The sequence below is a fragment of the Paraburkholderia sp. RAU2J genome (genome assembly GCF_003634845.1).
GTDB lineage: Bacteria > Pseudomonadota > Gammaproteobacteria > Burkholderiales > Burkholderiaceae > Paraburkholderia > Paraburkholderia fynbosensis.
The window spans coordinates 2,646,753-2,672,065 of the sequence record NZ_RBXG01000002.1; the positions used below are offsets into that span (position 1 = coordinate 2,646,753).

Sequence of the window (25,313 nt, forward strand, 5' to 3'; positions counted from 1 at the left end):
CAATGACTCTCAAGGAACCGGCATCATGAACACGACATCTGCCATCAAGGCTTCGTTGCGCAAACGCTCGACCTTCGCCCGAGTCGCGGGTTGTGTCGCGATTGCGGCGAGCGTGCTGGCCGCGCAGCGCATCGCCAACTCCGCTGAAGCGCCGACGAAGATTCCCCCGCCCGTGCAGGACGAACAGGCCGGCGCCACGCATAGCGAAACCGCGGTGTTCGCGGGCGGCTGTTTCTGGGGCGTGCAAGGTGTATTCCAACACGTGCGGGGCGTGAAGCAGGTCGCCGCCGGCTATGCGGGCGGTGCGGCCGGCAGCGCGCACTATGAAACCGTCAGCGACGGCGACACCGGACACGCGGAGTCGGTACAGATCACGTATGACCCGACACAAATCAGCTATGGACGTCTGTTGCAGATTTTCTTCTCGGTCGCGCACGATCCCACCGAGTTGAACTACCAGGGCCCCGATCACGGCACGCAATATCGTTCGGCGATTTTCCCCGCCAATGCGCAACAGCGCAGCGTCGCGACCTCGTATATCGCGCAGCTCGACAAGGCGCATGCGTTTTCCGGGCCGATCGTCACGCGGGTCGAGGACTACAAGGGCTTTTATCCGGCGGAGAACTATCACCAGAACTTCCTCGTGCTGCATCCCGACTATCCGTATATCGCCATCAACGATCTGCCAAAGGTGAGCGGATTGAAGCGGATGTTTCCGGAGTTGTATCGCAACGACCCGGTGCTGCTGAAAACCAGCGGGTTGTAGCCAATATCCAGCGAGAGCCGCTGGAGCATCGCGGCACACAACTGCCCCGTAGCGCCCGTATGCTCCAGCGATCAAGCAGTCACGCTGGGTGCTCAAAAACGATGCCGGATACCCGCCCGCACCAGCGTTTGCGAATGGCGGCTCGGTGCCGTCGTGGTGTAAATCTGCGCGTACGCGCCAAGACCGCTTGCACGCTCGTAAATGGCCGTAGCGACCGGCTCACGTCACGACGTCGCGCTGATGCACGATCCGCGCATTCTCGCGCGGCGTGCCAAGGTCACCGTGACACCGGACGCCGCGTTGATGGACCCGCCCGCGCCGCGTGGCCCGATCGTCCAAGTCACCTTGACCGATGGACGGAAGGTCGATCACTTCACCCGATTCCCGCCGGGCGCCAAGGAGAACCCGTTGAACACGCAAGCCGTCAATGCGAAGGCGCGCGATCTGGTGGCGCCGGTTCTCGGTGAGCGCAAGACGGAGCAGCTCATCGAACAGGTCAACAAGCTGTAAACCGTGGACAACCTGCAGCAGTTGCGCCCGTTGTTCACGGTGTGATCGACGGGCGCACGCGAAGCGTAACGGCGAGCGCGCCGGAATGCAGAATGGCTTGCTTCACCAATCCTCCGGTGAAGCAAGCCATTCGTGTTCGATGCAGAGTTGGCCCCGGCGCGAGACGTACGCTCGCGCCGTCGCCGATCAATGACCGTAACGGACGACCGGCGCCGAATACGAACTCGACTGCGCATCGGCGCGGCTGCCGGCTTGCGACGAACCTTGGCTTGCCGAACCATAGCCACTAGTTTGGGCGGTGGCGTTTTGAGCTGCGACGCGCGCTTCGGCCGCCTGGATGTTCGCCGGATAATCGTCGGCGTCCGCGCTGGCCGGGTTATAGCCGGCCTTTTCCAGTTGGACCAGTTCGGCGCGTACTTGAGCACGAGTGAGCGGCTGGTTGGATTGAGCAAACGCGGCAAGCGGCGCGGCAATGAGAGCGGCGATGAGCGCAGCTTCGATCAGCGATTTCATGATTCCCACCTCCAGAGATTGTCTTTGCGGCGCTGGAGACCTGTTGGGTTCGGCAGCGGATGTAGAGAGTTTAGGAGTCAGGGGACCTAGGGTAAACACCTAAATCAAATATTCACTGTTGCGTCAGACAGCACGAATTGGCCCTCGTGCGCGGGTTTGCGCCCGTGGGCTATAAACTGACGACGCCGACCGCGCGCAGCGATGCACTGCCGCCAGCACCCGCCATCGCGAGCGCGCGCAGCTTCCAACCCAATGCATTCGAATGACGGAGACCATTCCCATGCCGCAACACGCTGCTTTGCCCTGCTATCGCGACGTCGTGCGGTCCGAATGGGTCGATTACAACGGGCATTTGCGCGACGCGTTCTACATGCTGATTTTCAGCTTCGCGACCGATTCACTGATCGACCTGATCGGTTTGCCCGACGCGGAGCGCAAAGCGCGGCGACGTTCGATCTACACGCTCGAAGCGCACGTCAGCTATCTGCATGAAATCAAGGAAGGCGCACCGGTTCGCGTCGACATGCGCGTGCTCGCGCATGATGCGAAGCGACTGCACCTGTACCTCGAAATGTGGAGCGGTCGTGACGACGCGCCGGTAGCCGCGGGCGAGCAGATGTTGCTGCACGTCGATACCAGCGGGCCGCGCGCCGCAGCGTTCGACCCCGATGTCGAAACCCGCCTGCGGGAACTGGCCGACACCCACGCGCTGTTGCCGCCGCCAAGGTTCGCGGGACGCGTGATCGGCTTATCCGCCAACACGCGGCGCAATGGGAGTGAGCCGGACTTGCCGCGTTGATCGAAAAGGTCACCGCCATCTACCTGCAGTTGCGCGTTTGACGCGACCCCACTGCTCGCGTGATTTAGAACGGCAACGCGTGTGCGCCGATGGAACCCATCACCAGCGATCCCCAACGCTCGACACCGCGCGTCAAGGCCAGCGCCCAGAACGCGACGACGGCGCGCGTAGTGCGCGATCAGCTGGCGTGCCCGGAACCGGCAGCCGTATCGTGAAGGTGGTATGCGCGCCTTGCGTCGAGCTGCATTTGATACTCCCGCCCAGCATGAGCGCCGCGCGACGGCAGAACGCGAGCCCCATGCCCGCGCCGCTGCCGTGACGCTTGGTCGAGAAGAAAGCGTCGAAGATATACGGCAGCACGTCGGGGGCGATGCCCGCTCCGGTGTCGCGGAACTGCAATACGCAGAAGTTCTGATCCTGAGCGGCACTGATCATGATCCAGCCCGCGCCTTTGACGCGAATCGCGTGCAACGCGTTCTTCAGCAGGTTGAACAGGACGAAGACCACCACCGTATCCGAGCCCGAAAACCTCAGCGCCGGATCGATCGGCATGACGCTCACGCGCGCACGTTCGTCGCCGCGAAACGGATAACGCTCCAGCGCCGATGCCACACATTGCTGCACGGAATGCGCACTGAAGCGGCTGCGGTCCAGGCGGTCGAGCGTGAACGACGCGAGCATCATGTCGACCATCGCGCTGGTGCCCGACACCTCGCGCCGGATTGCAGTGGCAAGCTGGCCAATACGCTCGAACTGCCCCGGCTGCGCGTGCTCGTCATGCGGGCCGTGCGTGGCCGGCATCCGTTGACCGTTGGACATCTGCGTCCAGACGCCGGCGATTTCGTCGGCGTGCAGGCCGATGGTCGCGAGCGGCGTCGTGAACTCGTGCGCGATGGTAGCCGCCAGCGCATACGGGTGAATCAGGTGATAACGGACGATCATGAGCGCGAGCAGCCCCAGGCTGAGCGCGATGAACAGCACGCCCGGCGGATAGAACCCATAGCCGTAGTTGACCGCGTAATCGACCGCCGCGAACGAGTACAGGCACAGGTTCGCGAAGCAGAGATCGAGGCGCTTGCGTGCTTCGCCGCGGGCGTGCTGGCGCGCTGCGAGCAGAATCTGCGCGCAGCGCCCGGCAAGCACCACCGTCTGCACGACATGCAACGGATGCAGCGGCCCCGCGACCGGATAGAAACCGAAGAAGTGCGCCTGATAGCCGGCAATCACTTCGTGGCCGGGCAATAGCGCGGCCAGCACCAGACACAGGCCATACGAGGCGAACAGAAGCGGCTGCTCACGCCGCCGCGCCGCCACCTCGATGACGAAGTGATAAAACGTGGTGGGCAGAAAGAGGATGAACAGATAGCCCAGCCTGACCAGCACGCCGGCGAGCTGCGGGTTGTCGGTCTGGAACAGCAGCGTCCACGTGCCCTGCCAGGCAAAGGTCGTCGCGCACATCAGCAGAAACGGCCCGGACAGCCGCGTGATCCCCTGGGTGACGAATACGTATAGTCCGAACACCACAAACAGCGCGGCCACGAAAGCTGTGGGAATGGCGTACATGTTGCTCAACCTGTCGGCCGGCTTCAGCGATTGCGCTCATTCCGCCATTGCGAGAACGTCACGAGATCCAGACCCACCTCGGCCGGATCGATGCGGGTCCAGCCATAGAACGCGTCGTCCCAGCCCGGGATGCCGCGCGGCGTCAGCTTGATGAACTCCATGCCGCCGCGGTAGGCGAGGTCCGGCCAGAAGAGCGGCATCACCTCGCGCACCGCCAGTTGCCGCAGCAGTTCGGCGGGGCCGCCCTCGTCGGCCACGATCTCGCCCTGCGAGATCCAGTCGTTCTCGGCCCACGCGACGAACACGCTCGGGTTGCCGGCGCGATCGAACATCAGAATCGCGTTCTGCTCCGGACGCCAGTAATACTCGACGATGCCTTCGGCGGCCACCACCTCGTCGATCACCTCGCGCGTGCGCGGGTCGCAATACGTCATGCCGTTCTCGCCCAACGCGAGCCAGCCCGATTCCGAGCAATGCCGGTTCCGCGCATCCTTCAGGAAATACGCTAGCCGGTTGGCCGAATCCGCATCCGTTTTACGCAGATACAGATCCACGATGCCGGCGTTGAACGCCTTGACCGCGACGGTCTCGTTCGCGACGCCGGTCAGCAGCACTTTCGCGCAGCGCAGGTGAGAGATCGACGAGAGGAATTCGACGCCGTTCATGCCCGGCATATCGTAGTCCACGACGACCGCCGCCACTTCCTCGAAACGGGAAGCCCGCGCGACGATATCGCGCTCGGAGGATGTCTCGACGAACCGCTCGACGCCCGGCTCGCTCAGGCACGCCGACGCCGACGCGAACTCCAGCGAATTCTCGCGCGCATGGTGACGGATGAAATTGAGCGCGGCTTGCGGCCGCGTGAAAAACAGATTGGTGGAGGTGTCCGGAAAGAACCGGCGCAGGGCATCGAGGTAGCTGTCGTTGTCGTCGACGAAAACAACCGTTGCCGGATAGAAAACAGGTGGTCGAATAAAGTTGTTCATTTTTCACGTGGTCCGTCACGTCGCCACCGTTGCACCCCAAGCAAGCCGGCTGGCCGGCGCGAAGGCCTGGCCGAGCGGCGTGCCGGAATGCGACGGCCCCGGGCACGACAGGCGGTCGATGCTTCGCCCGTGAGCCGCATGGTCGGCGCGTTGTTTTGCCGTTGCCGGTCGCAGCAAATTCACAAGGGAACCGGCCGACGCCCTTTTGCGCGCCCGAGTGCGGAATGCGGGCTGACAGGCCGGTCCCCTGTTGATCCGTATAGTACAGGGCTCTTTTGCCTGGCGGTGCAAACTTCCATCGCAGTGCAGCGAAAGCGCATACATCGACTGCGCGGGGGTGAGCCGGTCCGAACCGGCAAAACGCTGCGGCGCAGCCGCAGAGCTTGGGACCCGTCCGCCCGCGCCTGCGACCTGGCCCGTTCAAGGTCCATTCAGACATCAGCCATCGCCAATTGGCGGAGCGAACGGTCGTTCGCAGAGCAGTCGTTTATCATCTACTGTTTACGGTTCAGATTTATCTGTTGGTTAAATATGACGAATACCGGCAAGGTGTTGATAATCGGCCTGCTCGTGATCGACGTGGGCGTCGCCGGTTATCTGCTTTTCCCCAAGGAAGAAGAACGGGCGCCAGCGGCAACCAGCGAGGTGATCGCCAGCACCAGCACAGCGGCAGCGGACCAGGCGCGCGCCAGTGAGACTCATGTGGCGGCGGGAATGGTGGTTCGCACTCTCCCGGACGGCACTGGCTCGAACAAGCTCGCGGCGGTGACGCCGGTGGCGCCTGCCGTACCCGCGACGACGGCTGCGGCTATGACAGCGACGGCGATTGCCCCTCGCGTGGCGGCCACGCCTGTCGCGCCCGTCCCGCCAACGACGGCTCCCACGCCTGCTATGGCTGCGACGCCTCCGACGCCCGCAACGACTGCGACGCCCACTACACCTCCCGCAACCAGGCAAGCCGCGAACGGCTCACAGTCTGCCACCCGCACGGTCGTCGCTTCGACCAATGTCCAGCCATCCGCGCGGACGAAGTCGAAGGCCGCCTCGCGCGCCGGACAAACTCGCGGGAGCAAGCATGACGACTCGCGCCGGCGCGGCTCGAACGAGGTCTCGGCGGCGCTGACGGCGCAACTCGTCAAGGAGTCCGCCAAGCCCGATCCGTCGTTGCCGCTCCCACCGGCTGGCAGCAGTCATGTCGGCAAGAGTGGCCGGAGCTCGAATCCGGTGGCATCGGCAATGACCGATCAGTTGGTCAGGGAGTCCTCCAGGGTGAATGCGCCCTCGCAGTCGTATAAGCACTGAAGCGGCGAGCGCCTTCACGCCGTCGCGTCATGGCCGCGATGCGACTTCGTCCAGATGTTCCAGCAGGTCGGCGGGGTCGTCGTAGACCCGCAGCGCGCCCGCGCGTTCGAGTTCCTCCGTGCCGTATCCGCCCGACAGCAAGCCGACCCCGAGCGACCGGCAACGCCGCGCGGCGAGCATGTCCCAGATGCTGTCGCCGACCACCACCGTGTGCTCGATCGACACGCCTAGGCGCTCTGCGGCCGCGATGAACAGGTCCGGGTCGGGCTTGGCGTATTTGACGTCGTCGCGCGTCACGACGACGGCCTTGGCGGGGTCGACGCCGAGCGCCTCCAGATTGAGCGCGGCGGTCTCCATCCGGCCGCTGGTCGCCACCGCCCACGGCGTGCCGGCCTGCGTCAGCGCATCGAGTAACTCGCGCGCGCCCGGCAGCGGGCAAACCTGCGCACGCAGTCGCTGATAGGCCGCCGCGTGCGCATGACGCAGCCGCTCGCCGCGCTCGGCGCTGATTTCGCCATGCGTCTCACGCAATAGCTGATTGGTGAACAAGCCGCCGCTCATGCCGATCTTGCGATGAATCCGCCATACCGACAGCGGGATGCCTTCGCTGTCCAGCGCTTCTTTCCAAGCCAGCACGTGCTGGTAGACGCTGTCGACGAGCGTGCCGTCGAGATCGAAAAGAAAGGATGTCTGGATTCGCATGGCAGGCTCCGGAGATGGCGGGTTCTGCCAATATGCCATGTATTCATGACGGCACGAGCCTTGTGTGCCGCTTGGGAGAACGGCTACTGCGAAGCGCGTTGCCGCTCCCACTCGTGCCCCGCCTGCGCCGCGCATTCCATAGACTCCGGCGTCAGCCCCGACTGTTTCCGCAATCCCACCCAGCCATGCGGCGTGATCTGCACGACCCGGCCCGTAACGCGCGCAGATCGAGCCCGATCCCGCTGAACCATGCCGCACCGACCGGTGTAACCTCGAATGTCTTGTCAGGCCCGGAGCCAGATGATCATGCAAAACAACGCATTTGCACGCTCGCCGTGCGAAGTTCTGTTGCGTCGCTGCACGCAATCATTTTCCTCATCGATCAAACACCAATTGCGCACGTTATTACACTGACCTTTCTTTTTAATTTCAATGAAATAAATCGTCATTCAAGCCAATGCACTGCCATGCTGCCTTTCGGACCCGAATGCCGGACGGTATCGAAGCCAATAAACAAATCCTCCTATATCGCACATTCTGTCGCGTGAATCGCACGTCGCCACTCCCGCCGCGCGCCGGAAAACGGTAAGCTTCGCCCCCTCATTGTTCTTCTGAAGCCACACGGCTTTATTTTTTCAACACCCCGATTATTTTCAACGCCATATGATTGGAGCGACGTTATTCCCGCTCCGACGAGGACGCGCCCATTCCGCTCATCGGGAAACCATGCAGTCGACCGGCTTGCACGCTTGCAACGCCATTGCAGTGGCGTTGTTGCGCGCAATAAACATCCATTCAATCATCTGAGTTTCGGCGATTCTCGCAACGACGAGAGGTAGACGCATGGCACGCGCGTGCGGGGCGCGCGTCGGTAAATAAAGCAACCAATTCCCTCTAGCACTGCTTATTACGGAGCCAACAAGTATGAAAAAGTCTCTGCTCGCGGCCGCGCTGTGCGGCGCATTTACGATGTCCGCGCATGCGCAAAGCAGCGTGACCCTGTACGGTCTCATCGACGCCGGACTGGTGTACACCAACAATCAGCTCGGCCACAGCAACTGGCAATTGGGCAGCAGTTCGACGCAGAACACGGTGTTCGGCCTGAAGGGCTCGGAAGACCTGGGTGCCGGCTTGCACGCAATCTTCAAACTGGAACAGGGCTTCGTGCTGAACAACGGCGCGCAGGCTTTCCCGGGTAGCGCGTTCGGTTCCCAGGCGTGGGTCGGCCTGCAAAGCGATCCGTACGGCACGCTGACGTTCGGCCGCCAGTTCGACGTGATGAACGACCTCGTCGGCCCGGTCTCGGCCTCGTTCAACACGTGGGGCGGCAGCATTGCCGCCCATCCGTTCGAGAACGACAACCTCGCGGCGAACTCGGTCGTCATCAACAACTCGGTCAAGTACGCGAGCCCGGTCTATCGCGGCGTCACGTTCGAAACGATGTACTCGTTCAGCAACAAGGCCGGCGACTTCGCGAACAACCGCTCGTATGGCTTCGGCCTGTCGTATGCGCAAGGCCCGCTGTATCTCGCCGCCGGCTACCTGCAACTGAACAACGCCGGCAACGGCGCCGGCGCGGTGACCTCGAGCGACGCCAGCGCGAACTTCCTCGCGCAACGCCAGCGCATCTGGTCACTCGGCGGCAACTACACGTTCGGACCGGCCACCGTCGGGCTGCTCTGGAGCCATACGCAGATCGACAACGTGTCGGGCGTATTCTCGTTCGGCACGGGCAGCTACCTTGGCGCGGCCGACAGCACAGCGGGCACGCTCGCCGGTTCGCTGCGCCTCGACAACTACGAAGTGAACGCGAAGTACGCGCTCACGCCGGCGTTGAGCGTGTCGAGTTCGTACACGTTCACGCACGGCGCGTACAACGGTTCGTCGCCGGGCTGGAATACGGCCATGCTGCAAACCGATTACGCGCTCAGCAAGCGCACGGACTTCTATGTCGAAGGCGTGTATCAGAACGTGCATGGTGCGCCGGCGGATTCGGTGCTGTCGCATGCGATGATCAATACGCTCTCGCCATCTTCGACGAACACGCAAGTGGCCGTCACGGTGGGCATGCGTCACGCGTTCTGAGCGGCGCTTTGGCACACAGCCTGTGAAAACGTATGCCTGGCGTCTGTCAGGCATACGGCCGGTCCGGGCAGCGCCTCTGTTTAGTGTGCGCTGCCTTTCTCATTTCGTTTTTTCCGAAGCGTCGCTCCCTGATTAGCAGGTTTATCCGATATGCGCCCTGACGCAGACTGAGGCTCCTTACCACTGCGGACAATCTCCGCGAAAGGCACCCCATCATGCGAACCTATCCGCGCAACAGTCCCCAAGCCGCTGCACGCATCGTGGCGCTCGCGCTGACTTCCGACGGGCACGTATGCAGCTCCGAGGAACACGCGCTCGAAAGATTGGGCATCGCAGGCGAACTCGGTCTCGCACCGGCGCAATTCGCGCAGATCGTGCAGACGCTGTGTGAGGACCGCTCGGTGACGCACATGTCGCCCGAACTGGTCGTGGACCATCCCGACACGGCCCTGCTCTCCACGCTGATCGACGAAATCGACGACCCCGCGCTGCGTCGCAAGGTCATCCGTCTTTGTATGGCCGTGGCGATCGCGGACGACCACCTGGCCGACGGCGAGATCGCGTTGCTCGCCGCGGTGTTCAACGCTTGGGCGCCGAAAACGCGCCACTAACCCACACACGGACGGCGCGCCGCCGTGCCTGTGAAGCTCGTCGTGCGGTTACGACCGCGCGGCGGCCAACACCTGGGAGGCGAGCGCATGATGCTGCCCGCGCCTCGAACGAATCGCGTGAATCTCCTCGATCACACCGTCGGAGCGACCGAGCCAACGCAAACCACGCAGCAATGACAGATCTTCCGCCCCGAGTTCCGCGAGCGGAAATACGCCGAGCCCGCGCGCGGCGAACACCGCCATCAGCGCGCTGTCCTCGAATTCGCCGACGATGCGCGGCCGGATGCCTTCGCTGTCGAACCACCTGTCGAGCCGCGCCCGCAACGCGCCGTGCGCGGTCGGCAGAAGTACGGGCAATTCCGCGAGACACTGCGGGAAACCCGCCCGTGCGGACTTACGGACAATCTCCGCGGGCCCGTACCAATCCACCGGCGAGCCCACGAGGCGCTGACTGAGCACGCGCAGGTCGGTGTTGTGCGGCGCCGGCTGGCACGCGAGCACGAGATCGAGCCGATGCAGCGCGAGTTCCGACAACAGGTGCGCATGCTCCCCCTCGTGACACAGCAGCCGCAGCGACGGCGTGCCGAGCACGGGCGCCAGCAGCGCGTGCGCGGCGAGCTTCGAAATACCGTCTGACAAACCGACGGCGAGCCGCGCGACACCCTCTCCGCCCGTCTCGCGCATCTCGTCGAGTAGCGCCTCGCCGAGCTGAAAAATCTGCTCCGCGCGGCCGAACGCCGCCTCGCCGGCTTCGGTCATCGTGACGCCGCGCCCCGCCGGTTTGAGCAACTGCCGCCCGATCGATTTCTCCAGCTCGCGCACCTGCGCGCTGATCGTCTGGACGGCCATGTCGAGCCGTTCGGCCGCGCGCGCGAAGCCGCCCTCTTTCACGACGATCCAGAAATAGTACAGGTGACGGTAATTGAGCATACCTTGGACACTTCGAAATAATCGATATATTGCTCAGTTTATCACTGGTTTATTCGAACCCTGAAGGCGACCATGATGGCGGTTCCGCGACCGCCGTCGCATCGATTTTCTGTCGCCGCCCCATGGACTCTCTGCTCGTACTCGTTTCCGACCCTGCCGCATGGGCCGCGCTGCTGACCCTGGTCGTCATGGAAATCGTGCTCGGCATCGACAACCTGATCTTCATCTCGATCCTCAGTAACAAGCTGCCCGAAGCACAACGCGCGCGCACGCAGCGCATCGGCATCGTGCTCGCGCTCGTGATGCGGCTCGCGCTGCTCGGCACGGTCGCGTGGATCGCGCAACTGACCGCAACCGCGTTCACGCTTTTCGGTCACGGTTTCTCGTGGCGCGATCTGATTCTGCTCGGCGGCGGCCTGTTCCTCGTCTGGAAGGCGACCAGTGAAATCCGCCATCACGTGACCCACGCGGACGAAGTCAGCGACAAGGCGAGCCGCACCGTCCAGTTGACGATGGCGGCCGCGATCGGCCAGATCATGCTGCTCGACATGGTGTTCTCGGTCGACAGCATCATCACCGCGGTCGGGATGACCGAGCATGTGCCGATCATGTTCGTCGCGGTGATCGCCGCGGTCATGGTGATGCTGTTCGCCGCGCGCCCGTTGTCTCGCTTCATCGATCGCAATCCGACCATCGTGATGCTTGCGCTGAGCTTCCTGCTCGTGATCGGCATGACGCTGATCGCCGAAGGTTTCGGCTCGCACGTGCCGAAGGCTTACATCTACGCGGCCATGGCGTTCTCCGCGTTCGTCGAGGCCATGAACATGCTCGTGCGGCGCGCGAAAACGAAGCGTGCGGCCGGCGTCGCGCAGTGAGCGCCGGTATGCGGCCCCGTATGAAACGCGGTTGAGGAAAGTGGGTTCAGGCAGTGCCGGCTAGCAGGTCCCGTCGCGGGTGGCTAGCCGGGCTGAACGTTCGAAGTGCGGATACTTTCAAGTCGAGGAGGGACACCATGAAATGCCCTGTGTGCAAAACGACCGACCTGCTGATGACCGAGCGCCGCTCGATCGAGATCGACTACTGCCCGGTATGCCGTGGCGTCTGGCTCGATCGCGGCGAACTCGACAAACTGATTGCGCAGGACGCGGCTGAGCAGATCGAGACGCCCTCGGCCGCGCGCGCCGGGCGCGAGAGCCAGCGCGATCGGGAGCCTGCGTACGAGAGCGACCGCCAGCGCGGCTACGACGATCACCGAACGGGACATCGGGGATATAAAAAGAAGCGCTCGATTTTCGACGTGTTCGACTTCGATTGAACGCTCCCGCATCGTTAGCGTGCTTTCCCGCGCGCGCCTTTGCCGCCGCTTCCGGCGCGCGGCGCTTCTTTACCCACTGGCGCGCCGCCGCCGTTTAGCTGCTCCATCCACGCCAACGTATCGACGTACGACAAGAACTGCTTCAGATATCCCGGCGACAACTCCCGCATCAACGAAAGCGAACGGTGCACGAGGCTACTCGAGTTGAGCGGGCCGGCGTTGCCGGGCACTTGCGCCAGCGACTGGCGCATCTGTTTCTCGGCGCGGACTTTGGACCAGACGTCCCGGAAGTAATCGAGCGCCGGCAACTCCGGATACGAAGCGGCGTCCGCGCGCTCGGCTTGCACATGACGGGCGATGTGGCCGATCAGATCCGCCAGCGTTTCCTGGGCGCGCTCGCGTGAAGTCGAGACCGGCGCAGTGGCGTCGGCTTTGGCGGATGCGGCTGCGGCTGCGGCCGTCGCGCGTTCGAGATCCGCGGCATACGCATCGAGCAATCCTGACAGCCTCTCGTCGAGCATGCGCCGCGCCTCGCCGCCATGAGCGGCCGCGCGACGTTCCAGCGCCGCGATAAAATGAAAGCGCACGGGGTCCAGACGATCCGCACCGCGCGCACGCCACGCGTCGAGCGTCGCGCGGGCGGTGTTTGTCACGTCGCGCTCGTTGCTATCGTTGCTGTCGCCGCTATGCACCGGGCTTCACCGTTGCAGTCGACGGCCGGGGAATCGGCGCGATTTCCACGCGACGGTTTTTGGCCCGCCCCTGATCATCCGCATTCGAACTCACCGGCTGCTGCGAGCCGAACGCGGCCGCGAACACCGACGCCGCCGGCACGCCTGCGTCGATCAAGCCACGCGTCACCGTCAAGGCGCGCTGCGCCGACAGCTCCCAGTTGTCCGCGAAACGGCGATTGCCTTCGCGCAGGCGCTGGTCGTCGGTAAAGCCGCTCACCATGAGGATTTCGTCGTTGGCCTGCAGATACGCGGACAGCGGTCCGGCGAGGCTCTTCAGCAGATCCCGGCCTTGCGGCTGCAACTGATCGGAATTCAGCGCAAACAGCACGTTGCCGCTGATGCCGATGCGCCCGTTGACGAGCGTCACGCGCCCGGCCGCCAGCGGCCCGGCCAACGCCTGCTCGAGCGTCTTGCGGCGCTGCGTTTCCGCCTGACGCTGCTTGACCTCCTGCTCCAGCTTGTTGGAGAGCTCGAGCTGCACGCCGATGACGCTCACCAGGATCAGCACGAACGCGCCCAGCAGCACCGACATCAGGTCGCCGAATACCGGCCAGATCGGCGCGGCCGGCTCCACGCCGCCGTCGATTTCCTCGCTCATACGACGTCGGCTCCGGCGGACGCGCGCTGACCCGCAATCCGCTGCAGGTCTTCGACGATCTGCTTCTGCGACATCACGCTCAAATCGATCACTTCACGCGCCTGCGCGACGTAATAGGCCAGTTGTTCGTCACTGCGCGCGAGGGACTTGTCCAGCGCGGTTTCGATACGTTGCAGGTGAGCGGCCAGCTTGTCGTTCGATTCGCCGAACATCTGCACGGCCGCGCCGAACGCTTCGCCGAGGCTCGCCACTTCGACCGCGCTGCCTGTGACTTGCGCGGCGACCGCGCCGAGCTTGCCGGTCTCGTGCTCGACGTGATCGGTGAAGCGGGTGCTGACGCGCTCCAGCAGATCCGCCGACGTGGCGACCAGCGCGTCGACTGCCGTGCGTTGCTCGGTGGACGCGTGGTTCACAGCGTCGAGCAGCGTCTCCAGCGTTTCCAGCAAGCGGCTGCGCTCCTGCAGCATCGCGGTGTCGCGGACCATGCTGTCGGAGAGCTTCTGGCGCAGTTCGGCGACGACCTCCGCCGCGGCCTTCGGCGCTTCGGACGCGGCTTGCACGAGGCGCTCGATCTCGCCGATCGTCTCGCTTGCATGCGCTTGCGTTTGTGCCGAGATATCGCGTGCGGTTTGCGCCAGCGTTTCGCAGATTGCCTGCTGACGGCTCGCGGTTTGCGCGCCCGACTGCTCCCACTGTTCGCTCAATTTAGCGGCCATTGAGCCGAGCGTTTCGGTCCATGCGGCCAGACGTTCCTGATCCCGCGCGGCCAGTTCCGCTTGCAGGTTCGCCGCAGCTTTCGGCGCTTCCGCCGCCGCTTGTACAAGGCGGTCGATCTCGCCGATCGTCTCGCTTGCATGCGCTTGCGTTTGCGCCGAGATGTCGCGTGCGGTTTGCGCCAGCGCCTCGCAGATTGCCTGCTGACGGCTCGCGGTTTGCGCGCCCGACTGCTCCCACTGTTCGCTCAGCTTGCTTGCCATCGAACCGAGCGTTTCCGTCCATGCGGCCAGACGTTCCTGATCCCGCGCGGCCAGTTCCGCTTGCAGGTTCGCCGCAGCTTTCGGCGCTTCCGCCGCCGCTTGTACAAGGCGGTCGATCTCGCCGATCGTCTCGCTTGCATGCGCTTGCGTTTGTGCTGAGATATCGCGTGCGGTTTGCGCCAGCGCCTCGCAGATTGCCTGCTGACGGCCCGCGGTTTGCGTGCCCGACTGCTCCCACTGTTCGCTCAACTTTGTCGCCATCGACTCGAGCGTTTCACTCCAAACCACCAGCCGCTGTTCGTCGCGTGACGCCAACGCCGTTTGCAAATCCGCGTGCGACTGACCCACCGTGCGCAACAGCGACGCCGAATGCTGCTCGAAGGTCGCAGCAGCCGTCACCAGCGCTTGCTGGTTGTTCGCCGCCAGCTTCTCGCCGACGCTCTCCTGCTGCGACAGCGCATCCTTCCATGCTTGCGACACACTGCCCGCCGTCGCGTCGAGTCGCGCGGATACGCCGTCCAGCAGCGCGGCCGAGCGTCGTTCGAAGATCTCGGCGGCACGTTCATGAGACGTGCGCAGATGCGCGGCCAGTTCGTCGTTCGAGCGCTGATGGCCGGCCAATGCGTTGTTCCAGATCTGTGCGACGTTCGCGCTGGTCGCCTCGAAACCGCTCGAAAGTCCGTCGAGCTGCCGCTGCACCGCCTGGGAGACCGTCTCGTGCAACGCCGCCGCCTCACGCGCAAGGCCGGCCAGCGTAGTTTCCATGATCGGCTGCAACGCCGCGCCGGCAGCACGTGCGCTTTCGGCGACGCTGTCCTTCAACGACTGTTCGACGGCTCCGGCAAGGCGCATATACGCGGCCTCGGTCTTGCCATGGAACGCGTGCTGGTTTGCGATCTGCCGCTCGTTCGACGCGGCGCTCTGTTGCTCGATGGCCGTCATCATCGTCTGCAGGCGTTCGACCAGCGCCGGCATCACCTCGGCCTGGCGTTGCAGCAGCCTGAAGCTTTCCTCGCGCTGATGGCTCTGCGAGTACACGCGCAAGCTCGTCGCGATCTTCATGTCGAGCGTCTGCGCCGCTTCGAGCCGCTCGCGGCGATACAGCGCGGACAACAACCCGAGCATCGCCGACGTGGCCACGCCCGCAATCGAGGTGCCAAACGCGAAGCCCAGCCCCTTGACGGGCGCCGCCAGCGACGCGCGGATCGCCTGCAAATCCGTGGCGCTCTCCAACGCGAGGCCTGTGCCACGCAGCGTCGCCACCATGCCGAGCAGCGTGCCCAGCATGCCGAGCAACACCAGCAGGCCGACGAGGTAAGGCGTCAGCGCCGGTCCGGGCAAGGCTACGCGCTCGCCCTCGATGCGCAGCCGCGCCGCGTTGCGCAGGCTCGGATGCAGCGGCTCCAGCCATGCCGCAAGACTCGGCGGCGGCCCGGCGAGCCCCGTGACCGCGCGCGTCAACGTCGCAGTCGCCTGACTGTAGCGGCGCAGTTCGAGCGCGCCTGCCACGTAGCAGGCACCGATCAATAACGTGACGGCCAGCGCCAGCGGGTTCGAACCGACATAGCTGGCGGCGATCCAGCACGCAGCGGCCAGACCTGCCAGGAATACAACGAGATCAATACGATATCTGGACATAGCGTCCCAGTTAGCGGGTGCGAAGGGCCGCGAGCAACCCCTCCACCGGTTGAAAACGAACCTCCAGTTCGGCAAGCAGGACGCTCTGCATATCCTTGCGGAATACGTCCAGCCAGGCGCCGGGCGTGACCGGCACGGCGTCTTCGGAAGCCTCTGCTGTCTGTGCGGCGGCAAGCGCCTGCTCTTCGGCTGCGCGCAAACGCTCGAAGTGCCCGGCAAGCAGGCCCGGCACCGACGCCAGGAGATTCCGCTCGCGCTCGCTCAGCGCGCGCTCCATCACCGCGTCGATCACCGCGAGGCGCGCCATCGCGGGCGTCCGCGCGGCGAGCATGCCCCGCAGACGGCCGCGCAGCGTGGCGATGCCCGTTTCCATCGACTGCTGGATGGCGAGGTAGCGTTGACGAAACACCGCGTAGTCGGCTGGGGCATCCTGCATCTGCATCTGCGTTTGCCCGTGACCGCGCCGCCGCGTTCCGGCCAACACGCTGTCGCCGGCAACGGCCTTGGCGAGCGCGCCGCGCACACGGACGCACTCGTCCTCTTCGGCGCTGCCGAAGCCGCGCGCACCGGCGGCGAGCGCTGGCGGATTGCCGTTCAGCGCCGACGACAACGCAATCGCGTCGGTCCAGCCGAGCCATTGGCTCAGCCGGTCCGACAGCGACTGCCTGGATTCGGGGACATCGACATCGGCCAGACGGGCCAGCAGGCGAATAAGCGCCGGGCCGCTGGGCGCTATGCGCTGGGGGGCTTGCAACATACCACCGGAGACAAAAAGTCAGCAGTTTACACGGTGACGGGATGCAGGTCGGTGCCGGATGATGTTCGATGCTTCGAAGTGAGGCGGATCAGCGTGCGTGACGCGCACTTGCATGGCTCCTTTTCGCGGGTTTTCCGTGCCCATTCGAGCGGGTTATCCGGGTTCTGCGACAACACCGCGTTGTAAGATAAAACCCGCCGAGGCCGGAGTTCAAGCGATGACCGGGTCCTGGATATCTTCGATCTTCGAGCGCAATCATTTCAAGCGAGGCAAACAGGCAGCATGAAATTCGATACCGTCGTGCTCGGTGCCGGCATTGTCGGCGTAAGCGTGGCCGTGCATCTGCAGAAGCGCGGCCGCCAGGTTGCGCTGATCGATCGCAAATTGCCCGGCAACGAAACCTCGTTCGGCAACGCCGGGCTGATTCAGCGCGAAGGCGTTTATCCCTATGCGTTTCCGCGCGACCTCGGCACCCTGCTTCGCTACGCGCGCAACCAGTCGCCCGACGTTCGCTACCACGCCGACGCGATGCTCAGGACCGCGCCGTTCCTGTGGCAGTACTGGCGCAACTCTCATCCGGCAAGACATGCGGAGATCGCGAAGTCATATTCGACGCTAATCGAACATTGCGTGAGCGAGCACCGTGCGCTTGCCGCCGCTGCCGGTGCGAGCGCGCTGCTGCGCCCGATCGGCTGGATCAAGGTGTTTCGCAGCGACGCGGCACAGGAGGCGGAAATGCGGCTCGCGCAACAGTGGCATCGCGAGTATGGCGTCGCGTTCGAAACGCTCGATCCCGCACGGTTGCAGCAGATGGAGCCCGATCTCGACACGCATCTGCGAGGCGGGCTGCGCTACCCCGAATCCGATTCGGTCAGCGATCCGAATGCGCTTGTCACCGCGTACGCGAAGTATTTCGCAGCGCTCGGCGGACGCTTTTTTTTCGGCGATGCGGACACGTTTCGCGAAGGCTGGCAGGTCGATACGGAAGCCGGCACGGTGAAGGCGGACTCGGCGGTCGTCGCGTTGGGGCCGTGGTCGGATCGCGTGAGTTCGCGGCTCGGTTATCGCGTGCCGCTCGCTGTCAAACGCGGATACCACATGCATTACGCGGCGCGAGAAAACGCCCGGCTGAATCATCCGGTGCTGGATGTCGAGAATGGCTATCTGCTCGCGCCGATGGCGCGCGGCATCCGGCTCACGACCGGCGCCGAAATCGCGCGCCGCGATGCGGCGAAAACGCCGACGCAACTCGCCGCGGTCGAGCCGATTGCGCGCACGCTGTTTCCGCTGGGCGAGCGTCTCGACGCTGAACCGTGGATGGGCGGGCGCCCATGCACACCCGACATGATGCCGGTCATCGGGCCGGCGAAGAGACACGCGGGCTTATGGTTCGCCTTCGGCCACGCGCACCACGGACTGACGCTCGGTCCGATAACGGGCCGGCTGATCGCCGAGATGATGACCGGTGAACCGACGGTGGTGAATCCGCAGCCGTTCAGCGTCGAGCGGTTTTAATGCTGGCGCGAATGCTGTAGCGAGGCATCGCATGCTGTGGATCGCGCAGGTTTCTTGCACAACGAACCTGCGCCGCCTGCATGAGAACGTCAGCGCGGCCTTTTCGGACTGCCAGCCGCAGACGGTCCGTGAATCGAAGCTTCGCTGTCGCCGATCAAGGTGGCGGGCTATAGCGTTACCGGCCCCTTTGCAGCAACCCATCGACCGCCGACATCGCGGTGAAAACCGTCCGCCCGCGTACCTGAATCCGAATCACGGCCATGCACGGCTTGTTATTCGTATGAAAGAAGCAGGACGAACGGGAGCACTCCAGCGAGCGCACCATGCTGTTTCAACTCGACAACGACGTGCAGCGTCTTGCCGCCGAGAAGGGTTCGAACGACCCCACGGTGGTCAGCCTCACCGGCATCTATCACAATCTGCTACGCCGCTGGGCCGACGCCTGAGGCGAATCGGCAAAGAACCGCCAGACAGTACGCACAAGAAAAAACGCCGCGAAGCAGAAGCTTCGCGGCGTTCTATTCAGACAAACACAACGATCAAGCCGCTGCCACCGCTCGGCGCGGCGACACCGCCGACACGGCAAAGGTCACGACGATATTGGCCACCAGCGCAATCAGGCCGATATACAACGGATAGGTGGTAGCGCCGAGATGCAGCGCGTACACCGGCTTGAGCCCTTGCGAGATCGCCAGCCCGGACCCGATCACGATCCCGACCAGCCAGCCGAAGAACAGACCCGGCGTGTTGAGTCGACGCGTATACAACGAGAACACGATCGCCGGGAAAATCTGCAGAATCCACACGCCGCCAAGCAACTGCAGGTCGATCGCATACTGCGTCGGCAGGAACACGATGAACAGCAGCGCGCCGAACTTCACGACCAGCGACACGATCTTCGCGGTTGAAGCCTCGCTCTCGGGCGAGATATTCGGCGACACCAGCGGACGCCACAGGTTGCGGGTGAACAGATTGGCCGCGCCGATCGACATGATCGCGGCGGGCACCAACGCGCTGATCGCAATCGCCGCGGCCGCGAAGCCGACGAACCACTGCGGGAACAGCGTGCCGAACAACGCCGGCACTACATCGGACGGCGACTTGACGTTCACGTCGGCGGCAATCGCCATATAGCCGAGCAACGCGATCAGACCGAGCAGCAACGTGTACGCGGGCAGGAAGATCGCATTCTTCTTGACCGTCTTCGCCGACGCGGACGACAACACTGCCGTCATCGTATGCGGATACATGAACGCCGCCAGCGCCGAACCCAACGCGAGCGAAGCGAACGCGGTGAACTGCCCCGGGTGCAGAATGATGCCGGTCATACCGCCCTTGGCCTTGAAATGCGCATCGGCCGCGTCGAACACGTGCGCGTAGCCGCCCAGCTTCGCCGGAATCAGCCACACCGCCGCGATCACGACGATATAGATCATGATGTCCTTGACGAACGCGATCATCGCCGGCGCGCGCAGGCCGCTCGCATACGTGTAGAGCGCCAGAATCACGAAGGCGACGATCAACGGCATTTCGCCGCTCACGCCGAGCCCTTTGATCACCACCTGCATACCGACCAGTTGCAGCGCGATATACGGCATCGTCGCGACGATGCCGGTCAGCGCGACCGCCGCCGGGAACCACTTGCCGCCATACTCGCCCTGCACGTAGTCCGCCGCCGTGATGTGGTTCTTCGCATGTGCGACCTTCCACAGCTTCGGCATCACCGCGAACACGAACGGATAGACGATGATCGTGTACGGCAATGCAAAGAAGCCGTACGCGCCCACCGAATACACCAGTGCGGGCACCGCGATCACGGTATAGGCGGTGTAGAAGTCGCCGCCCACGAGGAACCACGAAATGATCGTGCCGAACTGGCGGCCGCCAAGACCCCATTCATGCAATTGCGTCAGGTCGCCCCGCTTCCAGCGCGCGGCGAAAAAGCCGATCACGGTGACGAGCACGAAGAACGCGATGAACACGCTCATCGCCACCGGGTTCACGGGATTCAGATCATTCATTTGACACCTCGATACACGATGTAAATCAGCAGCGAGGTCAACGGCACCCACAGAAACTGATACCAGTAGAAGAACGGAAAGCCGAACAGCGGCGGATGCGTGTCGTTATAGAACGGCAGCCACAGCAGCGCGATATAAGGGATCAGCAGAATGAGCCAGAGCCATGAACGGCCGGCGGATGGGGAGGTCTCCACGAACTTCTCCTAGGTCTATTATCGACACCGCACGCCATGGCTCCAGGCCCCGCGCACGGAAAACCGATGATCTGATATTTGGGCAGAAAACCGGATGCAGGCGTCTCCCGCCTGTTTGCGAACATACCGGGGCGACCCGGCATGTGCGGCCACGCGAATCGACGCGCGCAACAGGCCAAAGGGAGCCGCCGCGCGCGGGTTGCCGCGGGGATGTAGTATTCGCCTTCGTGAGCGTCCTCACAAGCGCGCAACTACGTAAGCCGGTTACGTAATACTACGTAGCCTGTCGGCTGTTTTTTCAACGATGAAACTCAAAGCGAAGATTGTCCTGCTGGCGATCGTGCCCTTTCTCGCGGCTATCGCCAGCATCGAAACCGGCGTGCGCCGGGAAGCCACGGCGCTCGCCGAAACGCAGCACGCGACCACCCAGGCCGCGTACATGGCGAGCAAGGAAATCGAGCTCAAACATTACGTCGAGCTTGCCACCACCGCGATCGCGCCGCTTTACGATGCCGGCCAGGACAACGCGCGCGACGATGCGCTGCTGCGCATGCGCGCGCTCGACGTGTTGGAAAAAATGGATTTCGGCAAGGACGGCTACTTCTTCGTCTACGACATGCACGGCCGTTCGCTGATGCATCCACGCGAGCCCGATCTGGTCGGACGCGATCTATGGGCGCTGCGTGACAGCCAGGGCACGCCGACGATCCAGCAGTTGGTCGCCGCGGCCTCGCGCGGCGGCGGCTACGTGCGTTACCTGTGGCATCGTCCGTCGACCGGCAAGATCGCGTCGAAACTCGGCTACGTGGTGCCGCTCGAACGCTGGGGCTGGATGATCGGCACCGGCATCTATCTCGACGACGTCGACACGACGCTCGCGCATATCGACGAAGGCGCGGCCGCCAACATCGATCGCACGATGAAGTGGATCGACGCCATTGCCGTGGCCGGGCTCGCCGTGATCGCGCTGTGCGCGCTCGTGCTCAACGTCACCGAATACCGCAGCGCCGACGCGAAACTGAAGCGGCTCGCGCAGCAGGTGGTCGAGTCGCAGGAAAACGAACGCGCGCGTTTGTCGCGCGAGTTGCACGACGGCATCAGCCAGATGATGGTGTCTGTGAAGCTGCTGCTCGAATCCGCGCTCGCGCGCTTCGAGCGCGCCGACGCGCGCGTGCCCGCCGCCGAAGCCGCGCTCACCACCAGTCTCACGCGGCTCGGCGATACCTTGCGCGAAGTGCGGCGTATTTCTCACGCGCTGCGTCCGTCGATGCTCGACGATCTCGGCGTTGCGGCCGCGCTGGAGCAACTGACGCGCGAACTCAGCGAGGAGTCCGGCATCGAGATCGGCTTCACGCAGATCACGCACACACATGCGGCAACGCTGCCCGACACCGTCAACACCGTGCTGTTTCGCATCGCCCAGGAAGCGTTGACCAATATCGTGCGCCATGCGCAGGCGTCGAGCGCGGCGCTCGCGCTCGACATCTCTCACGACGCGGTCACGCTGACGATCGCTGACAATGGCCGCGGCTTCGACGTAACGCACGCTTTCGTCGGCCGGCGCTCGGGCATCGGTCTGCGCAATATGCGCGAGCGGCTCGAAGCGCTCGGCGGCAAGCTATCGCTCGCCTCACAAACCGGCCATACGCTCGTCACCGCGCGCGTGCCGCTCGGCACATCCGAGGCGGCGCAGCCGCCCCTGCAGGAAATCCATTCATGAACGACACCTCTTTCGCCATCGCGCGCCTGCTTCTCGTCGACGATCACCCGCTCGTGCGCGACGGTCTGCGCGCGCGTCTCGAAGCGGTGCGCCACTTCGAAGTGGTGGGCGAAGCGGGCAACGCGCAGGAGGCGCTAACAGTCGCCGCGAGCGAGACGCCACATCTGGTGCTGATGGACGTCGGCATGAACGGGATGAACGGCATCGCGCTGGCGGGGCTCTTTCATGAGCGCTTTCCGGCGATTCGCGTGCTGATGCTGTCGATGCACGACAACCTCGAATACGTGACCCAGGCGGTTCGCGCGGGCGCGAGCGGCTACGTGCTCAAGGACTCGCCCGCCACCGAAATCATTCAGGCGATCGGGGCGGTGCTCGACGGCAAGACGTTTTTCAGCGCGGGGCTCGGCGCGCGGCTGATCCAGGCGACGGCGACGCAATCGCCGGTCGAACGTCTCACGCCGCGCGAGCGCGACATTCTCGATGCGTTGGCCGAGGGCCTGTCGAGCAAGCAGATCGCCCAGCGCAACGATCTGTCCGTGCGGACGGTGGAGACGCACCGGTTGAATCTGAAGCGCAAGCTCGATATTGAAGGTCAGGCGGAACTGATCAAGTTCGCGGTGGAAAATCGGCGCACGCAGCGGTGAGGCGCTAAAGCGCTAACAGGGCGCGTAGCCGTCCCGCAGCCGGCGCCCTCATCCCGCGCATCGCCGTCTACACGCCAACTAGCGCCGGCAATTCCACTTCGTACGACGGGCGTTCGGACCGGCGGCTCGTCTGTGATTGTCGCATCACGTGGCTCGCAGGCGTCGCACTATCGACGCGTATCTGCAAGCGCACTGGATAGCGGGCGTGTTTCTTCTCGAGAATGGCGCGGCTCAGAAATTCGGCGCTATAGGCTTTCAGCAAGTGCGGATGCTGCGCTTCGATGTACGCGGCAATCTGCTCCTGTTCGCCGTCGATCATGGCCAGCGTCGTCAGCGTGCGCTCATCCCAACGGAAGCGCAGGCCGAGTTCGTCGAAAGCGGCGTTATAGGCACACAGTTGCGCCTGGACTTGCGCATCGTGCTCGCTGTCGCGAGCATGCAATTGAGCTGGGTTCATGGTCGTCTCCTTCCGGCAAATGACATTGAACCTAGAATAGGAGCGCCCATGAATAAACAATAGTTAAAGTTTCTTCGAAAAACGATAGTGTTTTGTTTATACATGCGATCGCCGGTGCGGCAGCGATGGTGGTCGGAGATCCAGTTCCTTTACCTCCCGCATGCGCGGTCTCGCAGGAAATCCAACGACCTCCTGCGCCGCGAGAACCCCGTCGTGCATGCTTTTCGATTCGCTCAATTTTCACAGCGACCGCCCGCCGAACGGCCCCGCGTTCGTCAGCCCGCGCGCAAAAAATCACGAGTCAACCAACCTCGGGGAAACCCGCCCCACGGAGAAATGTCGTGTTTCCGCACCCCTCCAAGTCCAAAGGGTAGACCCTAATATTATGGATGCCTAATACAAACCATAAAATGTTTTAACTTTCGTTTATTGCCGTTCTCGCGCAGCATCCCCTCACACACGTTGCACGTGCAATAGCGTTCTCTCAACAGTTGTGCGTCGGCGAGTAAGGGTTTTCGCGAGTGCAGTGCTTTCTGGCCGACCATTGGCGCTTCATCGCCCGCAGGCAAACGGCGACGAAGCGATTCGATCACGTAAGTTCAACGCGCCACTCGAGCGCGGCAGAACAGGAGACGGAGACATGGGACATTCCAACGTATCGGAAGGCGGCAGCGCACCATTCTGGCAACACCGGTGGGTGCAACTCGCCATCGGCATCATGTGCATGGGCCTGGTGGCGAATCTGCAGTATGCGTGGACGCTGTTCGTCGTACCGATGGACAACGCTCACCATTGGGGCCAGGCGGCGATCCAGACCGCCTTCACGATCTTCATCGTCACCGAAACCTGGCTCGTGCCCGTCGAGGGCTGGCTCGTCGACAAGTTCGGGCCGCGCCCGGTGGTGAGCGGCGGCGCATTGTGCGCAGCGCTCGGCTGGATCATCAACGCACATGCGACCAGTCTCGCCGAACTGTACGTCGCAGCGGTCATCGCCGGCATTGGTGCGGGCTGCGTGTATGGCACCTGCGTCGGCATGGCGCTCAAATGGTTTCCGGACAAACGCGGTCTCGCGGCCGGGCTAACCGCAGCGGGTTTCGGCGCCGGCGCGGCCGTCACGGTGATACCGATTGCCAACATGATCCAGCGTTCGGGCTACGAGCACGCATTCATGTTCTTCGGCATTTTCCAAGGTGTCTTCATCCTGCTGCTCGCCACCCTGATGGTGCGGCCGAAGCCGCCCGCCAATGCGATCCCGACCAAACGTATCGTTGCCAGCAAGATCGATTACACGTCCGGCCAGATGATCCGCTCGCCGCTCTTCTGGGTGCTGTATTTCATGTTCGTATTCGTGGCAGCCGGCGGCATCATCGCGACGGCGCAGCTCGGGCCCATCGCGAAGGAATATGGTTTTGCCAAGCTGCCCGTGAGTTTGATCGGCATCACGCTGCCGCTCCTCACGATGACGCTGTCGATCGACAACTTGTGCAACGGCCTCACCCGTCCCCTCTGCGGCTTTCTCTCAGACCGCATCGGCCGCGAAAACACGATGTTCATGATCTTCCTCGGTGAAGGCGTCGCGCTGCTGGGGCTGATGCAGTTCGGCCACAACCCGTATGCGTTCATGTTCTTCGCAGCCACTGTCTTCCTCTGCTGGGGCGAGATCTTCTCGATCTTCCCCGCGACTTGCGCGGACACGTTCGGCAGCAAACACGCCGCTGCGAATGCGGGCACGCTCTACACCGCCAAGGGTACGGCGGCGATGCTGGTGCCGATCGCCTCGCTGCTGTCGGCGAACGGCGGATGGAACACGGTGTTCATCTCGGCAGCAGTCATCTCGATCGCCGCCGCCGTCTCCGCGAAGTTCATCCTTGCCCCCATGAGAAAGCGCTGGATCGAAAACTCGGGCGCGCGAGCCGGCGTAGCCGCGCCCGAACCACGGCTGCAGCCGTGGTCCAGCGGCTCATCCGAATAAACGC

Annotated in this window: 24 protein-coding genes and 1 pseudogene; 13 read left to right on the forward strand and 12 right to left on the reverse strand. The window is 63.7% G+C overall.

The features are described 5' to 3' along the window. Nucleotides 1–25: 25 nt before the first annotated feature. Entirely contained in the window at nucleotides 26–766 is a 741-nt protein-coding gene (msrA, locus tag B0G69_RS29380) for a peptide-methionine (S)-S-oxide reductase MsrA (RefSeq protein WP_121323418.1), read from the forward strand. A 201-nt stretch (nucleotides 767–967) separates the two neighbouring features. Further along, a complete protein-coding gene (locus B0G69_RS29385) occupies nucleotides 968–1,276 on the forward strand; it encodes an MmgE/PrpD family protein (RefSeq protein WP_121323419.1) in 309 nt (102 codons plus the stop codon). Between the two features lie 186 nt (nucleotides 1,277–1,462). Here the strand turns inward: B0G69_RS29385 and B0G69_RS29390 are convergent, their stop codons facing one another. After that, a complete protein-coding gene (locus tag B0G69_RS29390; RefSeq protein WP_121323420.1) occupies nucleotides 1,463–1,789 on the reverse strand; it encodes a DUF4148 domain-containing protein in 327 nt (108 codons plus the stop codon). Nucleotides 1,790–2,069: 280 nt separating this feature from the next. On the opposite strand from B0G69_RS29390, the gene B0G69_RS29395 reads away from it, so the two are divergent. Then, nucleotides 2,070–2,588, forward strand: coding sequence for a thioesterase family protein (locus tag B0G69_RS29395; RefSeq protein WP_121323421.1), 519 nt, complete (start codon nucleotides 2,070–2,072; stop codon nucleotides 2,586–2,588). Between the two features lie 132 nt (nucleotides 2,589–2,720). Here the strand turns inward: B0G69_RS29395 and B0G69_RS29400 are convergent, their stop codons facing one another. Then, complete coding sequence (locus B0G69_RS29400; RefSeq protein ID WP_121323951.1) at nucleotides 2,721–4,151, reverse strand: sensor histidine kinase; 1,431 nt, start codon at nucleotides 4,149–4,151, stop codon at nucleotides 2,721–2,723. Nucleotides 4,152–4,174: 23 nt separating this feature from the next. After that, nucleotides 4,175–5,137, reverse strand: coding sequence for a response regulator (locus B0G69_RS29405; protein WP_121323422.1), 963 nt, complete (start codon nucleotides 5,135–5,137; stop codon nucleotides 4,175–4,177). 531 nt (nucleotides 5,138–5,668) lie between these two features. Here B0G69_RS29405 and B0G69_RS29410 point away from each other — a divergent pair. Continuing rightward, nucleotides 5,669–6,439 carry a hypothetical protein gene (locus B0G69_RS29410; protein WP_121323423.1) on the forward strand — a complete coding sequence of 257 codons (771 nt, stop codon included), beginning with the start codon at nucleotides 5,669–5,671 and terminating at the stop codon, nucleotides 6,437–6,439. Between the two features lie 27 nt (nucleotides 6,440–6,466). On the opposite strand, the gene B0G69_RS29415 is transcribed toward B0G69_RS29410, so the two are convergent. Next, nucleotides 6,467–7,141, reverse strand: a complete 675-nt coding sequence (locus B0G69_RS29415) for an HAD family hydrolase (RefSeq protein ID WP_121323424.1) — start codon at nucleotides 7,139–7,141, stop codon at nucleotides 6,467–6,469. Nucleotides 7,142–8,065: 924 nt separating this feature from the next. On the opposite strand from B0G69_RS29415, the gene B0G69_RS29420 reads away from it, so the two are divergent. After that, a complete protein-coding gene (locus B0G69_RS29420) occupies nucleotides 8,066–9,226 on the forward strand; it encodes a porin (protein WP_121323425.1) in 1,161 nt (386 codons plus the stop codon). Nucleotides 9,227–9,441: 215 nt separating this feature from the next. After that, the gene (locus tag B0G69_RS29425; RefSeq protein ID WP_121323426.1) at nucleotides 9,442–9,837 is read left to right on the forward strand and encodes a TerB family tellurite resistance protein; all 396 of its coding nucleotides are present in this window, start codon (nucleotides 9,442–9,444) and stop codon (nucleotides 9,835–9,837) included. Between the two features lie 48 nt (nucleotides 9,838–9,885). On the opposite strand, the gene B0G69_RS29430 is transcribed toward B0G69_RS29425, so the two are convergent. After that, nucleotides 9,886–10,767, reverse strand: a complete 882-nt coding sequence (locus tag B0G69_RS29430; protein WP_121323427.1) for a LysR family transcriptional regulator — start codon at nucleotides 10,765–10,767, stop codon at nucleotides 9,886–9,888. Between the two features lie 122 nt (nucleotides 10,768–10,889). Between B0G69_RS29430 and B0G69_RS29435 the strand changes: the two genes are divergently transcribed. Then, nucleotides 10,890–11,642 carry a TerC family protein gene (locus tag B0G69_RS29435; RefSeq protein ID WP_121323428.1) on the forward strand — a complete coding sequence of 251 codons (753 nt, stop codon included), beginning with the start codon at nucleotides 10,890–10,892 and terminating at the stop codon, nucleotides 11,640–11,642. Between the two features lie 137 nt (nucleotides 11,643–11,779). Beyond that, nucleotides 11,780–12,082: a zf-TFIIB domain-containing protein gene (locus B0G69_RS29440; protein ID WP_121323429.1), complete on the forward strand. Its 303-nt coding sequence runs from the start codon at nucleotides 11,780–11,782 to the stop codon at nucleotides 12,080–12,082. Nucleotides 12,083–12,096: 14 nt separating this feature from the next. On the opposite strand, the gene B0G69_RS29445 is transcribed toward B0G69_RS29440, so the two are convergent. Genes B0G69_RS29445 through B0G69_RS29460 form a run of 4 tightly spaced genes read right to left on the reverse strand, consistent with a single transcriptional unit; the run spans nucleotide 12,097 to nucleotide 16,786 of the window. Continuing rightward, nucleotides 12,097–12,735 carry a DUF2894 domain-containing protein gene (locus B0G69_RS29445; protein ID WP_121323952.1) on the reverse strand — a complete coding sequence of 213 codons (639 nt, stop codon included), beginning with the start codon at nucleotides 12,733–12,735 and terminating at the stop codon, nucleotides 12,097–12,099. Between the two features lie 31 nt (nucleotides 12,736–12,766). Then, nucleotides 12,767–13,414, reverse strand: a complete 648-nt coding sequence (locus B0G69_RS29450) for an OmpA family protein (protein ID WP_121323430.1) — start codon at nucleotides 13,412–13,414, stop codon at nucleotides 12,767–12,769. After that, nucleotides 13,411–16,029, reverse strand: a complete 2,619-nt coding sequence (locus tag B0G69_RS29455) for a DUF802 domain-containing protein (RefSeq protein WP_121323431.1) — start codon at nucleotides 16,027–16,029, stop codon at nucleotides 13,411–13,413. Before B0G69_RS29455 ends, B0G69_RS29450 begins: the two co-directional genes overlap by 4 nt. A 10-nt stretch (nucleotides 16,030–16,039) precedes the next feature. Beyond that, complete coding sequence (locus B0G69_RS29460; RefSeq protein WP_121323432.1) at nucleotides 16,040–16,786, reverse strand: DUF3348 domain-containing protein; 747 nt, start codon at nucleotides 16,784–16,786, stop codon at nucleotides 16,040–16,042. 282 nt (nucleotides 16,787–17,068) lie between these two features. Here B0G69_RS29460 and B0G69_RS29465 point away from each other — a divergent pair, with 282 nt between their 5' ends. Together B0G69_RS29465 and B0G69_RS29470 are read left to right on the forward strand one after the other, a co-directional pair. Beyond that, nucleotides 17,069–18,301, forward strand: coding sequence for an FAD-binding oxidoreductase (locus tag B0G69_RS29465; RefSeq protein ID WP_121323433.1), 1,233 nt, complete (start codon nucleotides 17,069–17,071; stop codon nucleotides 18,299–18,301). A 311-nt stretch (nucleotides 18,302–18,612) separates the two neighbouring features. Continuing rightward, a pseudogene (locus B0G69_RS29470) lies at nucleotides 18,613–18,747 on the forward strand (PKHD-type hydroxylase); the annotation flags it as partial. Between the two features lie 93 nt (nucleotides 18,748–18,840). On the opposite strand, the gene B0G69_RS29475 reads toward B0G69_RS29470, so the two are convergent. Beyond that, the gene (locus B0G69_RS29475) at nucleotides 18,841–20,322 is read right to left on the reverse strand and encodes a sodium:solute symporter family protein (RefSeq protein ID WP_121323434.1); all 1,482 of its coding nucleotides are present in this window, start codon (nucleotides 20,320–20,322) and stop codon (nucleotides 18,841–18,843) included. Beyond that, a complete protein-coding gene (locus B0G69_RS29480) occupies nucleotides 20,319–20,516 on the reverse strand; it encodes a DUF3311 domain-containing protein (protein ID WP_042329644.1) in 198 nt (65 codons plus the stop codon). The genes B0G69_RS29475 and B0G69_RS29480 overlap by 4 nt, the downstream gene beginning before the upstream one ends. 304 nt (nucleotides 20,517–20,820) lie before the next feature. Here B0G69_RS29480 and B0G69_RS29485 point away from each other — a divergent pair, with 304 nt between their 5' ends. Together B0G69_RS29485 and B0G69_RS29490 are read left to right on the forward strand one after the other, a co-directional pair. After that, nucleotides 20,821–22,236 carry a cache domain-containing protein gene (locus B0G69_RS29485; RefSeq protein WP_121323435.1) on the forward strand — a complete coding sequence of 472 codons (1,416 nt, stop codon included), beginning with the start codon at nucleotides 20,821–20,823 and terminating at the stop codon, nucleotides 22,234–22,236. Beyond that, the gene (locus tag B0G69_RS29490) at nucleotides 22,233–22,880 is read left to right on the forward strand and encodes a response regulator transcription factor (protein WP_121323436.1); all 648 of its coding nucleotides are present in this window, start codon (nucleotides 22,233–22,235) and stop codon (nucleotides 22,878–22,880) included. The genes B0G69_RS29485 and B0G69_RS29490 overlap by 4 nt, the downstream gene beginning before the upstream one ends. Before the next feature lie 67 nt (nucleotides 22,881–22,947). Here the strand turns inward: B0G69_RS29490 and B0G69_RS29495 are convergent, their stop codons facing one another. Then, nucleotides 22,948–23,337: a hypothetical protein gene (locus B0G69_RS29495; RefSeq protein ID WP_121323437.1), complete on the reverse strand. Its 390-nt coding sequence runs from the start codon at nucleotides 23,335–23,337 to the stop codon at nucleotides 22,948–22,950. 640 nt (nucleotides 23,338–23,977) lie between these two features. Between B0G69_RS29495 and oxlT the strand changes: the two genes are divergently transcribed. Then, complete coding sequence (oxlT, locus tag B0G69_RS29500; protein ID WP_121323438.1) at nucleotides 23,978–25,309, forward strand: oxalate/formate MFS antiporter; 1,332 nt, start codon at nucleotides 23,978–23,980, stop codon at nucleotides 25,307–25,309. Nucleotides 25,310–25,313 lie beyond the last annotated feature (4 nt).

Excerpts from the sequence above, each read along its gene's own strand:
- B0G69_RS29450 (WP_121323430.1), bottom strand. The coding sequence starts at position 13,414 with ATGAGCGAGGAAATCGACGGCGGCGTGGAGCCGGCCGCGCCGATCTGG.
- B0G69_RS29405 (WP_121323422.1), bottom strand. The coding sequence starts at position 5,137 with ATGAACAACTTTATTCGACCACCTGTTTTCTATCCGGCAACGGTTGTT.
- B0G69_RS29410 (WP_121323423.1), top strand. The coding sequence starts at position 5,669 with ATGACGAATACCGGCAAGGTGTTGATAATCGGCCTGCTCGTGATCGAC.
- B0G69_RS29435 (WP_121323428.1), top strand. The coding sequence starts at position 10,890 with ATGGACTCTCTGCTCGTACTCGTTTCCGACCCTGCCGCATGGGCCGCG.
- B0G69_RS29475 (WP_121323434.1), bottom strand. The coding sequence starts at position 20,322 with ATGAATGATCTGAATCCCGTGAACCCGGTGGCGATGAGCGTGTTCATC.
- B0G69_RS29455 (WP_121323431.1), bottom strand. The coding sequence starts at position 16,029 with ATGTCCAGATATCGTATTGATCTCGTTGTATTCCTGGCAGGTCTGGCC.
- msrA (WP_121323418.1), top strand. The coding sequence starts at position 26 with ATGAACACGACATCTGCCATCAAGGCTTCGTTGCGCAAACGCTCGACC.
- B0G69_RS29465 (WP_121323433.1), top strand. The coding sequence starts at position 17,069 with ATGAAATTCGATACCGTCGTGCTCGGTGCCGGCATTGTCGGCGTAAGC.
- B0G69_RS29390 (WP_121323420.1), bottom strand. The coding sequence starts at position 1,789 with ATGAAATCGCTGATCGAAGCTGCGCTCATCGCCGCTCTCATTGCCGCG.
- B0G69_RS29420 (WP_121323425.1), top strand. The coding sequence starts at position 8,066 with ATGAAAAAGTCTCTGCTCGCGGCCGCGCTGTGCGGCGCATTTACGATG.
- B0G69_RS29425 (WP_121323426.1), top strand. The coding sequence starts at position 9,442 with ATGCGAACCTATCCGCGCAACAGTCCCCAAGCCGCTGCACGCATCGTG.
- B0G69_RS29460 (WP_121323432.1), bottom strand. The coding sequence starts at position 16,786 with ATGTTGCAAGCCCCCCAGCGCATAGCGCCCAGCGGCCCGGCGCTTATT.
- B0G69_RS29400 (WP_121323951.1), bottom strand. The coding sequence starts at position 4,151 with ATGTACGCCATTCCCACAGCTTTCGTGGCCGCGCTGTTTGTGGTGTTC.
- B0G69_RS29415 (WP_121323424.1), bottom strand. The coding sequence starts at position 7,141 with ATGCGAATCCAGACATCCTTTCTTTTCGATCTCGACGGCACGCTCGTC.
- B0G69_RS29490 (WP_121323436.1), top strand. The coding sequence starts at position 22,233 with ATGAACGACACCTCTTTCGCCATCGCGCGCCTGCTTCTCGTCGACGAT.
- B0G69_RS29430 (WP_121323427.1), bottom strand. The coding sequence starts at position 10,767 with ATGCTCAATTACCGTCACCTGTACTATTTCTGGATCGTCGTGAAAGAG.
- oxlT (WP_121323438.1), top strand. The coding sequence starts at position 23,978 with ATGGGACATTCCAACGTATCGGAAGGCGGCAGCGCACCATTCTGGCAA.
- B0G69_RS29485 (WP_121323435.1), top strand. The coding sequence starts at position 20,821 with ATGAAACTCAAAGCGAAGATTGTCCTGCTGGCGATCGTGCCCTTTCTC.
- B0G69_RS29395 (WP_121323421.1), top strand. The coding sequence starts at position 2,070 with ATGCCGCAACACGCTGCTTTGCCCTGCTATCGCGACGTCGTGCGGTCC.
- B0G69_RS29495 (WP_121323437.1), bottom strand. The coding sequence starts at position 23,337 with ATGAACCCAGCTCAATTGCATGCTCGCGACAGCGAGCACGATGCGCAA.
- B0G69_RS29440 (WP_121323429.1), top strand. The coding sequence starts at position 11,780 with ATGAAATGCCCTGTGTGCAAAACGACCGACCTGCTGATGACCGAGCGC.
- B0G69_RS29385 (WP_121323419.1), top strand. The coding sequence starts at position 968 with ATGGCCGTAGCGACCGGCTCACGTCACGACGTCGCGCTGATGCACGAT.